This window comes from Paraburkholderia sp. GAS334, assembly GCF_050436625.1.
Classification (GTDB): domain Bacteria; phylum Pseudomonadota; class Gammaproteobacteria; order Burkholderiales; family Burkholderiaceae; genus Paraburkholderia.
The window spans coordinates 223,342-235,104 of sequence record NZ_JBNDMO010000009.1; the positions used below are offsets into that span (position 1 = coordinate 223,342).

Consider the following 11,763-nt stretch of genomic DNA (forward strand, 5'->3'; position numbering starts at 1 on the left):
CGCGCGGAGGCTTTTGAGGGCCGCCGCGGCTTTCCTGATCTGATTCCAGTCAGACACGCAACGGGAACGCAAAACAGGAAGCCGCCGCAATGCAAGCCATTCAAAAGCTCTAATGCTGCCGCGCGTGCGATGGTTCAGCCGACGTTTGTGGCTGCGTCACGGCGCTCACGATCGCGAACACGATCACGTTCACCGCGAGCGCAAGAAAGCCGATATTCACGTCTTTCAGGCTGTCAGGCAGGAATGGGAACAACTGGGCAACCGTCAGGTGCATGATGGTTGTGACCGCAACCACGAGCACGCCGGCAAGAATCCCGCAGAACGCACCCTGTTTCGTCGCGCGGTTACGCGTGGCGAGACTGCACAGCAGCGCCGGGAACAACTGCGTTACGAAGCTGTAGCCCATCAGAAGCAACGCAACAATCGTATCGCCGCCATGCAACGTAAAGCCCACCGCGACCAGCGCCACGACGGGCACCAGCAGGCGCGCGAGCTTGCCGACGGCCGCATCCGACGCGTTACGTTGCAGCGCGCCGCGATACACGTCGTTGGCGAGCAGCGTCGATGCACTGGTGAGTATCATCGATCCCGGCACCAGTGCAGTGAGCACGCCGGCCGCGCCGATCACGCCGACAAACCACGGATCGAAGGTCAGGATCGACAGACGGAACAGCGACAGATCGATATCGCCGCCTTTGAGACCCGGCACCTTCAATACCGCGGCGAAGCCGACAAAGAACACGAACAGCAGAATCAGCTGGTAGAGCGGCAGGACCATCGCGTTTCGCCGGAAGATCCGTTCGTCGCGCGCGGTGAAGATCGAGCCGAACGTATGCGGCCACATGAAGAAGCCGAGCGCTGTAAGCAGAACGGTCGACTGGAACCACGTCACGCTTGAGCCTTTGGCCGGGAAAGTCAGGAAGCCGGGACGTGCGGCGTCGATTGTGCGGAACATCTCGCTCAGGCCGCCGTAATGATGGATCGGCAGGTAGATGCCCAGGAACAGAACGATCGCGAGAATCAGCACGTCTTTCACGACCGAGTTCCACGCCGATCCGCGTACGCCCGACACCATCACGTAAGCGGTAACGACTATCGCGCCAATCCAGATCGCCGCTGTTGAAGAAATCGCGCCGTAAGACGCGGTTGCAACGATGATGCCAAGGCCCTTTAGCTGGAGCACCAGATACGGAATCAGCGCCGCGACACCGACGAGTGCTACAAGGACGCCGAGCGCAGGGCTGTCGTATTTGCGCGCAAAGAAGTGCGATTGCGAAACCAGGCGCTGCGACTTCGCATAGCGCCAGACGGGCGGCAGCAACCAGTACGAAAGAATGTATGCGAGCGTGCCGTAAGCGAGGATGTAATAGACGGGCGCGCCTTTGCCATAGGCGAAGCCGCTGCCGCCAAGGAACGTGAACGTCGTGTAGATCTCGCCTGCCATCAGCAGAAACACGAACGCGGTGCCGAAGCTGCGGCCGCCCACGGTCCACTGCTCGAGGTTCATGTCGTGCCCGCGTCGCGCGCGCACACCAAGATACAGCGCAAAAAGCGTGACAAGTGCGATCAGGATCAGTGCGCTGCTCATGAGTGCACCTCCGCGGTTTCATCAGCGACTTGCCGGTTGTTCGGATCGAAGCGGTAAATAATCCCCATGATCATTGCGCCCATGACGACCCAGAACACGATCCACGCGAGCACGAGCGGCATGCCCAGCACGAGCGGTTCGACACGGTTGACGAAGGGAACACCAAGCAGGATACCGATGAACGGCAGGGCGGCCAGCAGGCGAAACAGCATAGGACAGCTCCTCAAGGCGGTAGTTACGTCTGGTGGATTCTGTTTGCGGGCGTGTTGTCGCAAGGACTTTATGCCTGGTACAACCCTCCGTAAAGGCGTTCAAAAATAATGAAGGCCAGTTGTAAGAAGCGGGCGAGCCGGAGTACCCTGCATGCTGCATTGCAGCCACCGACCATTCCGGCTCGGGCTCCAGTATCATCGGTTGCAGAGGCGTCGGTACGTCGATACCGTTCGGTCATATAACAACACGCTGCTCAGTGCAGGCCCGGCGCGGCCGGTGAGCCAGTCGTTCGATGCGGATCGCACACATGGTAGAAAGCCTGATCTCGGACATCCTGTTTGGCTTTACCGGATTGATCAGCATCATCAATCCGATCGGCGTTGCCTTTGTGTTTCTGGACCGCACGGAATCGCTCACTAACGAAGAGCGCGCTGTGCTGGCCAAGAAAGTCGCCATCAACGCATGCATCGTGCTGCTGGTCGCGTTTTTTGTGGGTACGCCGGTACTTCATTTCTTCGGCATCTCGATACAGGCTTTGCGCATCGGCGGTGGCCTGGCGGTCGCCGTTAGCGGCTGGCAGATGCTCAATGCGCCCGACGTGCGTCCAGGTGCTTCGGCGGCGCGAAATGTGGATGGTGACAACGCGATGTCGAAGGCGTTCTTCCCACTGACGATGCCACTCACCACCGGCCCGGGTTCGCTCGCTACAGCGATCGCGCTGACGGCAAACCGCACACACAAGCTCACCGACTTTGTGCTCTCCGCGGTGGCATCGATTGCGATCACCGTGCTGATCGGCATCGCGATCTACCTCACGTATAGCCGCGCGACGCTGTTTGCCCGTTATCTTGGCATCGACGGCACGAAGGTCGCGATGCGTGTTTCTTCCTTTCTGCTGCTGTGCATTGGCGTGCAGATCATATTGACGGGGCTTGGCGAATTTCTGACGCCTATTGCCCAGCTGCGCATGGCGCCTTAGGCATTGGCATTGCAGATGCCTAAGCGTGCTGGCGCGCGGCCTTACTGGAGACGACCATGTGCCGCTGGCTTGCTTATACGGGTAATCCTGTCCAACTCGAAGCGGTACTGTTCCGCGCCGAGCATTCACTGATTGATCAGAGCCTGCACTCGCGTATGGGGCACACGACGACCAATGGCGACGGCTTTGGCGTCGGCTGGTACGGCGATCCCACCGACATTCCGTTTCGCTATCGATGCGTGCATCCAGCGTGGAGCGACCGCAATCTGCGCGAGGCGGCGCGTGCCGTGAAAGCGCCGCTTTTTGTCGCCCACATCCGCGCGGCAACCGATACACCCGCTCAGGAAACCAATTGCCACCCGTTCCGCTATGGACGCTGGCTTTTCATGCATAACGGCCTGATCCGCAATTACCCGAGCGTCAGGCGTGATCTGATGATGGCGATCGCCCCCGATCTGTTTGCCTCGGTGGAAGGGTCGACCGATTCGGAAGTGATGTTCTTTCTGGCACTCACGTTCGGCCTGGAACTCGCGCCCGTTCCAGCGCTGGAGCGGATGGCGGCGGTTGTCGAGGAAGCAGGGCGTCGGCACGGCGTCGAGCATCCGCTGAATATGACAGTGTGCGCGACGGATGGAGAGCAGATCGTGGCGGTGCGCTATTCGAGCGAGCGTCAGTCGCGCTCGCTCTTTCACAGCACGTCGTTCCGTCATCTGCGTGAGTTGTATCCCGAGGACGCGCGCATCAAGGCCGCCGGCGACGATGCATTTCTTGTGCTCTCGGAGCCGCTGGTCGATCTGCCGGGCGCATGGGAAGAAATCCCGGAGAGCATGGCCGTCATCACGAAAGGCCCGAACGTCGAGCAGGTTTCGTTCAGGCCGGCGCTGCCCTGATTTCGATCTGGATTAAGCCGCGCGACGGATTTCGGCCACCCCGAAAGCGGCGAGTGTGAGACCCGCGACACGATCGATCAAATGACGCATCTTCGCGCCAAGCGCGTGGCGCGCGCCCGATATCACGGCGACCAGAAAACACCACCATGCAATCGACCCGCAGAACACGCCGGAAACAGTGGTCAAGGCAATGCTCGTCGAAAACGGCCCGCGTGGCGCAAGTGTCGCGAATAGAGCGGCGAACATGATGATCGTCTGTGGGTTCGTGAGCGTAAGCAGCAGCGAACTTGCGTAAGCGCGCGCCGCGCTGGCCGATACGCCTTCGCCCGGGTTTGCGGTATCCGAAACCGGCTTCTGCATGAACGTGCGTACGCCGATGTAGAGCAGGAAAAGCCCCGCAACCAGATGCAGCGGCCGGTCGTACGCGAGCATGAACTGCGAGATGCTGACCATGCCCAGTGCGGCGACGAGACCGTATAGCGCGTCGCCGCTGGCAATGCCAAAGCCAATCGCGAGCCCCGCGCGCGGACCGTCAGTCAACGTACGACGGATGCACAACATGCCCATCGGACCGACGGGCGCTGCAACGGCGAGACCGACGCCCGCAGCAGTGAGAAATAGACCGACACCAGCCATAAGTGCTCCAGAGGGCAAAATATTCTGTATTTGATTCGCGACACGGAAACCGCCGGCACGCTTGCCGCGAGCACTGGATTTTACCAGGCGAGGGCCGGTTTGACAGTCAGTGTATGGCACACGGCTTCTACGCGATGCGCATCATCGTCATTATTACAGCAGCGTGAGCCTGCTGGTCGACCGGCGAGACTCGCGCCTGGCAGAAGGCGGTTGCGCGCGAAATGGACTAACCTGCAACCGATAACACTCTTCAACACTGGAACCGCGTCAAAATGGAAACAGAAGAACGCTTTGAAGACGGCATGCTCGACGTCGGCGCAGGACATTCGATTTACTGGCGCAGCCAGGGCAACCCGCGGGCGCCTGCGATAGTCATCCTGCACGGCGGCCCCGGCGGCGCGATGAATCCGCAATGGGCCGATCTGCTCGACGCGCAGCAATGGCGCATTGTTCTCTTCGACCAACGCGGGTGTGGGAAGTCGACGCCGTTCGGTGAATTGCGAAACAACGGACTTGAGGATCTTGTCGGCGATATCGAGGCGTTACGTGAGCACCTCGGCATCGAACAATGGGCTGTGTTCGGTGGCTCGTGGGGTACAACGCTCGCGCTTGCATACGCGGCCGCGCACCCATCGCGGTGCCGTGGATTCCTGCTACGCGGTGTCTATCTCGCGCGCAGCGAAGATACGAACTGGTTTCTCTGGGACGTCCGACGCGTGTATCCCGATGTGCACGCAACGTTTCTCGATGCGATCGAAAAGGCCGCTGGCCAGCGGCCATCCAGTGCGCGCGCGCTGCTCGACTTCAGCGGCGAGCCGCTTTCGCGTTTCGACGCGACAAGTACCGTGCTTGCGCGCGCGTGGCGCGACTATGAATCGACGTTGTCGCGTGTGAATCACGAAGGTCAGGGGCAGGAGAGCGAAGAGCGCACGGAAGACGAATCTTCGCGCGCCGCGATCGCGATGGCCTTGCTCGAACGTCACTTTATGGCGGACGAACTTCCGCCGCCCGCGCTGCTACCTGAGGTGCCGCGCTTTGCGCACTTGCCGTGTCATATCGTGCATGGCCGCTTTGACATGGTCTGTCCTGTCGATCAGGCAAAAGCGCTGGCCGACGCGTGGCCTCGCGCGAATCTTTCGATCGTCGATGCGGCGGGTCACTGGACGTTCGACCCCGGTGTCGCGTCAGCGCTGCGGGAAGCCGCAAAAAGGCTGCGCGCCGATATGGGCAGCGCGCAGGCCGTTACGTAACCGCGCAGAATCGCAGATTTTCGCGCGCTCACGCCTCCTGCGTGGCCGCAACGCGAGCACGATCGCCGTTGGCCGCAGCCTTGTCCATCGCGTTCGACACTCGCAGCATGCGCATCTGCCCGGGCTCGGGACGCAGGCCGACGGCGTTCATCAGCCGGTATAGCGTGGCGCGCGAGATGCCCAGTTCTTCGGCCGCGCCGGACAGGTTATAGCCATGTCTGCGCAGCGCGTGCTGGACAGCCGTGCGCTCCGCTTCGGCGCGAATCTCAGAGAGCGTGCGCGGCGAACCTTCCGGATCGACCGGCAAACCCAGATCCGCCGCCGTGATGAAGCGGCCCTCGGCCATCACGACCGCGCGGCGCACGCAGTTGAACAGTTCACGCACATTGCCCGGCCACGTGTAGTTGCAGATTGCCGTGATCGCGTCCGAGGTGAAGCCGCGGAGCTTGCGCGAGTTGTCCCGCCGGAACATGTTGAGCGCGTAGTTGGCGAGCAGCTTGACGTCTTCGCCACGTTCGCAGAGCGGTGGCTCACCGAGCTTCAAGACACATAAACGATGGTACAGGTCCGCGCGAAACCGTCCAGCTTCGACAGCGGCTTCGAGATTCACGTGCGTCGCTGAAATCACGCGCACGTCGACCTTGATCGATCCCGTTCCGCCAAGACGCTCGATCGTGCCTTCCTGCAGGAAGCGCAGCAGGACGGCCTGACATTCGATCGGCATATCGCCGATTTCGTCGAGAAAGAGGGTGCCGCCGTGCGCGGCTTCAATGCGCCCGATCTTGCGTTGCGCGGCGCCGGTAAACGCGCCGCGTTCATGGCCGAACAGTTCGGATTGAAGGAGCGTCGGCGGGACGGCCGCGCAATTGATTGCGACGTATTCGTTTCGGGCGCGCGGCGAGCGCTCGTGAATCGCACGTGCGGTCAGTTCCTTGCCCGTGCCCGACGCACCTGCAATGAAGACCGGCGCATCGTTGTGCGCGCACTTGTCGATGCCGCGATACAACTGAAGCATGGCGTCGCACTGACCGATCATTTCGTGTTGTCCGAGCGTCTGTTCCGGTGCGGCGGCGCGCGTTCGCAGCGATGACAGCCCGTGCGCGTGGCCGAGTGCGAAGGTCAACCGTTCGTCCATGCACGGCATCGTGACGAAGTCGAAACAGTAGTCGAGGATAAAACGACGCAACGATTCGTCGTCGGTCTGTCCCGGCCAGACTGCGGCGATCCATGTTGTATGTGTGCGCTCCATACAGGATTCCAGCGCTCGCACATGCTGCGGCGTGCAGTCCCTCGGCACTTCGACGAGACCGACGGAGATGTCGGCGCAATCGAGAATACGTTCGGCTTCGGCTGTGGAAGCAGCAAACGCCACCTGCCATCCCGCTTCTTCGAGGAAGCGGACGACGCGCTCATCGCCTGAAGGTAAAAGGCACAGCGCAACGCGCGGTGCGAAATCTGACGTGCAGATCGTATCCATGATGCCCCCGGTCCCGGACCCGTGCACACCGCGTTAAACCTGCCGGTTTTGTGCGCGAGTCGCATCGAAGTCGCCTTCTGACTGCTGGTCTACAGCCGGCGGATTCCGATGTCACAGTTTGATCGACGTGTTCGCGCTACCCGTTTTGGTGCGGCGCGCGAGTTTATTTGTTCAGACAATTCGGCGCGAGAAATGAGCGCGCTGGAACTGGACGGCGCAGCGACAGGTGCGCCTGTGTGGACGGTTAAACGTCATCTTGATACCCCCGTAATACGCTGGCCTGCTGTTCTATCGGCTTTTTTATGCGCTCTAAGTGTGGCGCATGACAGTGAACATAGAACAAAGAATCTTGAATTGCCATAGAAATAAATGCCCCTCAAGCGTTTTGGGGTGCGATTTCCCGGGTTGGATGTCGTTTTTTAGCGTCACTAACTGATCCGAGTTTGAACGTGCGGAAGAGGCATGACGTGCGGTGTCACGGCGAACCCTGATCGGCGCATACGCGAACGACTGTTCGGAATTTCCAGTTCCGCGTGGGCTGCGTTTCAACACTGCTACATCGGACACATTCGAACTGGAGTTGGGCGTATCTCCCGGTCTGCCAGGGCGTGCCGCGCGATATTGACGGAACGCGTGAGCGTGCCGCGGAGCAAGGCTGCATGCGCATCCTGGGCCGGCGCACAAAGTGCGTCGAGATTCTCCAACGATCGACTGATCCCCGTCGAAAGCAGCGCGCGTGGAGAGCAGAACGTTTCGTCATTGAATGCACGCGTTGAGCAAACGCCCTGCAAGGTCTCAACTTTGCGACAGCTTTTTCATACACGTCTTGCGTCGAAGTGAATCTCCTTGACGCGTTGTCCTTGCATGGTGATTCGGCTGGAAAGCCGCGCCAGAGAATGATCTTCACGCATCGTGAGGTCTGCGGACGGTGCCATGAACGACGTTTTTCAGCGCTCGCCTGAACACAAAACCATGTAACGGACTCGCAACGATGCCGCTTCCGCGCGCCTCTCGCGACGCGCCAGATTTTCGTCGGCCTCAGGATACATAAGGCTTTGCATGTGCATGGCACACGCGTTGCGTATGGGACCCGGAAACAGATTCGCCGCGACCGCAAAGAGGAGACCAGACCTTGCGAACGCGACACAGAACTTCAGCATTGCAAGCGGCAGGAAGCCTCGAGCAGATGCAGAAGAGCGGCAAAGCCTGATCGTGATGACACGATGAGCAATACGAACGAATGAGGTTCGCTTCGGACGTCGGTTGTTTGGTGTGTCGAAACGACGAGGTTAGGCCAGAGTTTCGCCCATGCCGGGCGTTTTAATTCCGCACCTTCCCTTGATGGATGCGGACCGTCGAGCAGTCGACTTTTCTCTTACGGGGGTTAGCATGAAGAGCACGATCCAACAATTTCTGCGTGATGAAGAAGGTGTAGCCGCCATCGAATATGCGCTGCTCGCTGGTCTGATTGCAGTCGGCATCATCGTCGCGGCCACTGCGGTCGGGACAGACATCTCCGGCATCTTCACCCGCATTGGCACCAAGCTGAACGGTATCGCTGTGAACTGATCAGGGCGCCAACCCGGGTCACCCGCTCTGTCTCGCGGGTCATCGGCGAGACAGAGTGGAATCCGCTTCAACTTGAGTCAGTGAGGTTTCCGATGAATGGCGTTCCATTTCCGATTGGACCTTGCGTGGTTGCGCTGGTTGTTACAGCAGCCGTATGGGACTGGAATACACGACGTATTCCGAACTGGCTGGTCGGAGCCGCGTTGATTGTCGCACTGCCTGTGCAGTGGATGCTTCACGGCGCGTTGGGCGGCGTTCAGACATGGCTTCTGGGTTGTCTCGCCGGTGGCCTGTTTTTTTTGCCCGGATATCTGTTGCGTGCGGTGGGCGCGGGCGACGTCAAGCTGACAGCCGCGATCGGCGCGTTTTGTGGCGCGGCTTGTGTCTTTCAGATCGCCCTGGTCGCATGTGTGATCGGCGCTGTGTGGGCATTGGTATCGCTGATACAGCGCAGACGGGCAAGGGCAGGACTGACGAATGCGCTTTCGATGCTGTTCGTCATGGCAGGCGGATTTCGTGAAGCAGCACGACATGGCCAGAATTTTCGCGAACAGTCAGCTGGACGGCTGCCGTATGGCGTAGTCATCGCCATCAGCACAGTAGGTGTGCTTCTGACAAGCGCTTGACCTGCGCGAATCAGGAATCGACGAAGCGATGAAGCAGTAGCGGAGCAGCAACAGAATTGCAGTAATGCAGCTGGACCGATCAAAGGACCGCGTCTCCGCAGAGAGGCGCAGGTTGGCCGGCAGGTCACGCCCACGCATCCGCGCGGGCAGAACCTGGCTGGAATGAGCCTTCATGAAATGGAGGCCATATACGGGGAAGCACGATGAATAAAGCGCTGGACTGGAGCGACATTGGGCTCCGTGACACCTCTGTGCGTCGTGATGAAGCCGACGCAGCCGGTTCCGCGGCGACCGGAGTTTGCGCCGCGCGTCGTGCTCCGCAAACGGTCGAACAGAGCGGGCTCGACCTGCACTTTCTGGCCGAACTGGCCGCAAAGGCCGCCGCCGTCGAGGGTAAGATCAACCTCGCGCAGCTGGTGGAGCGCCTCAAGCTGCCGATCCCCGTGCTCAATGAAGTCACCGGTTTCATGATCCGCGAACGGGTGCTCGAAGTGACGCATCGCGGCGCCGCCGACTTCGATGTCCAGTTCCAGCTCACCGAAGAGGGACGTGTTCGTGCGATTGGTTATCTCGCCAAATGCGCATACATCGGCCCGGCACCCGTTTCGCTCGAAGCGTATACAGAGGCGATCGGACTTCAGTCAGTCAATCTCGTACGTATCTCGCGCTCGTTCGCACGCACGGCGCTTGCGGGCATCAAGCTCAACGACGAGATGATCGACGATGTCGGCGGCGCGATGAATTCCGGCCGCCCGATTTTGCTGTATGGCCCCGCAGGTGGTGGCAAGACCTACATCGCCGAATGCCTGGCAAAGCTGCTGCCTGGCCATATCGACGTGCCGTACGCATTGCTGATCGACCGCTCGATCGTGCAGATTTTCGATCCGCTGATCCATCAGTCCGTCGATGCCGAAGACGGCAGTCTTCTCGCCGCGCTGCCGGATCGTCGCTGGCAACGTTGCCGCCGTCCGGTCGTGATGGCGGGCGGTGAACTCACGCTCGACATGCTCGAATTGCACTACGACGCTGGCACCGGCTTTTATCAGGCACCGGGCCATATGAAGGCCAACAACGGCCTCTATATCGTCGACGATCTGGGCCGTCAGCGTGTCGCGCCGCAGGATCTGCTCAACCGCTGGATCGTGCCGCTTGGGCGTGGAAGCGAAACGCTCACACTGCAAAACGGAGCGCGTTTCACGCTGCCTTTCGATGTGCGTCTTGCGTTTTCGAGCAATCTCACACCCGATCAGCTTGGCGACGAAGCGTTCCTGCGCCGGCTCGGCTGCAAGCTCTTCGTCGGTCCGCTCGCTCAGGACGAGTACCGCGAACTCTACGACAACCAGTGCGCGTTATTAGGCGTGCAGTCTGGCGTCGAAGCGTTTGATTACCTGATCAACCATCTGCATCTGCCGGGACGCCGACCGTTGCTTGCGTGTTATCCGCGCGATCTGTTGAGTCTCGTCGTTGCGCAGGCGAGCTATCGCGAGGAAGCGGCAGTGGCCACACCCGAAACCTTGCGGCGTGCCTGGAGCAGCTATTTTGCCAACACCGGCGGCCCTGATTCCGTCACAGCAAAGCCGGCCCATTCGGGCGAAGTGATCCGACGACTCGCTACGGCCTGAAGCAGGCAATTCACCCAGAAGGTCGCCATCCGGTGGCCAGTAGCAGGAGACTGAAATGAAGAACTCGCGCGCTGTATTCATGTTGCTGATTGCCACGGCGGCGGGTCTGGCCGCTGTCGTATTCGGCTCGCGCTGGATGGTGTCACAGGCGTCGAATGCCACAACCCATGTGGTCGTGGCGGCGTCCGACATCAATCTGGCACAGCGCGTGACGCCCGATATGCTGAAGGTCGTCGACTGGCCATCGAACGCGATGCCGCCCGGTTCGTTCGCCGATCCGCAGAAGCTCGACGGACGTGTGCTTAAGGAAAGCGCGCTGAAAGGTGAACCAATCCTCGAATCGAAGCTGTCGCCAGCCGGTACGCTGGGTGGTCTGTCGGCGGTGATCAACGAAGGCAAACGGGCGATCACGGTTCGTGTGAACGACGTGATCGGCGTAGCGGGCTTCGCGCTGCCGGGCAATTACGTAGACATCATCGTCAACACGCAGAAAGATGCGGGCGTCTCGCGTGACCAGAACATCTCGAAGATCGTGCTCGAAAAAATTCTCGTGCTGGCTGTGGCACAGGAAGTCGGACGTGACGAGACGAAGCCGAAGGTGGTGGATGCCGTCACGCTAGAAGTAACGCCGGGCCAGGCAGAGACCATCGACCTTGCGCGCAGCATCGGAACGCTGTCGCTTGTGTTGCGTAACCAGGTCGATCCACAGGCATTGCCGACGGCGGGTGCAACACGCGCTTCACTGTTGCAGACCCCGGTAGTTGTCGCCGCGCCGGCATCTGAACCGCAGGCGCCGCGTGTCATCAGGCGCGTCGCCGCACGCGCGCCGACTAACTGCGTGCGGGTGATCACTGGCACTGAGACAGGACAGGAATGCTTCTGACCGGCATCGCCGGCATGCAATACCTACAAC

General features: G+C 60.5%; 11 protein-coding genes. 7 read left to right on the plus strand and 4 right to left on the minus strand.

All coding sequences use genetic code 11. The features are described 5' to 3' along the window. Positions 1–109: 109 nt before the first annotated feature. Complete coding sequence (locus P3T21_RS18715) at positions 110–1,588, minus strand: sodium:solute symporter family protein (protein WP_429257426.1); 1,479 nt, start codon at positions 1,586–1,588, stop codon at positions 110–112. Further along, entirely contained in the window at positions 1,585–1,800 is a 216-nt protein-coding gene (locus P3T21_RS18720; protein ID WP_429257427.1) for a DUF3311 domain-containing protein, read from the minus strand. Before P3T21_RS18720 ends, P3T21_RS18715 begins: the two co-directional genes overlap by 4 nt. A 308-nt stretch (positions 1,801–2,108) precedes the next feature. On the opposite strand from P3T21_RS18720, the gene P3T21_RS18725 reads away from it, so the two are divergent. Beyond that, positions 2,109–2,780, plus strand: a complete 672-nt coding sequence (locus P3T21_RS18725) for a MarC family protein (RefSeq protein WP_429257428.1) — start codon at positions 2,109–2,111, stop codon at positions 2,778–2,780. 56 nt (positions 2,781–2,836) lie between these two features. After that, entirely contained in the window at positions 2,837–3,670 is an 834-nt protein-coding gene (locus P3T21_RS18730; protein ID WP_429257429.1) for a class II glutamine amidotransferase, read from the plus strand. Positions 3,671–3,682: 12 nt separating this feature from the next. Here the strand turns inward: P3T21_RS18730 and P3T21_RS18735 are convergent, their stop codons facing one another. Next, positions 3,683–4,306: a LysE family translocator gene (locus tag P3T21_RS18735; RefSeq protein WP_429257430.1), complete on the minus strand. Its 624-nt coding sequence runs from the start codon at positions 4,304–4,306 to the stop codon at positions 3,683–3,685. Between the two features lie 272 nt (positions 4,307–4,578). Between P3T21_RS18735 and pip the strand changes: the two genes are divergently transcribed. Then, positions 4,579–5,556 (plus strand): prolyl aminopeptidase, encoded by a 978-nt coding sequence (gene pip / locus P3T21_RS18740; RefSeq protein WP_429257431.1) that lies wholly within the window; start codon positions 4,579–4,581, stop codon positions 5,554–5,556. Positions 5,557–5,584: 28 nt separating this feature from the next. Here the strand turns inward: pip and P3T21_RS18745 are convergent, their stop codons facing one another. Continuing rightward, a complete protein-coding gene (locus tag P3T21_RS18745) occupies positions 5,585–7,033 on the minus strand; it encodes a sigma 54-interacting transcriptional regulator (protein ID WP_429257432.1) in 1,449 nt (482 codons plus the stop codon). Positions 7,034–8,422: 1,389 nt separating this feature from the next. On the opposite strand from P3T21_RS18745, the gene P3T21_RS18750 reads away from it, so the two are divergent. The 4 genes from P3T21_RS18750 to cpaB all read left to right on the plus strand — a co-directional run bounded on the left by P3T21_RS18750 (position 8,423) and on the right by cpaB (position 11,733). Continuing rightward, positions 8,423–8,602 (plus strand): Flp family type IVb pilin, encoded by a 180-nt coding sequence (locus tag P3T21_RS18750; protein WP_429257433.1) that lies wholly within the window; start codon positions 8,423–8,425, stop codon positions 8,600–8,602. 92 nt (positions 8,603–8,694) lie between these two features. Then, positions 8,695–9,228 (plus strand): A24 family peptidase, encoded by a 534-nt coding sequence (locus P3T21_RS18755; RefSeq protein ID WP_429257434.1) that lies wholly within the window; start codon positions 8,695–8,697, stop codon positions 9,226–9,228. A gap of 203 nt (positions 9,229–9,431) precedes the next feature. Continuing rightward, the gene (locus tag P3T21_RS18760) at positions 9,432–10,850 is read left to right on the plus strand and encodes an ATP-binding protein (protein WP_429257435.1); all 1,419 of its coding nucleotides are present in this window, start codon (positions 9,432–9,434) and stop codon (positions 10,848–10,850) included. Between the two features lie 55 nt (positions 10,851–10,905). After that, positions 10,906–11,733 carry a Flp pilus assembly protein CpaB gene (gene cpaB / locus P3T21_RS18765; RefSeq protein WP_429257436.1) on the plus strand — a complete coding sequence of 276 codons (828 nt, stop codon included), beginning with the start codon at positions 10,906–10,908 and terminating at the stop codon, positions 11,731–11,733. Positions 11,734–11,763: the final 30 nt, after the last annotated feature.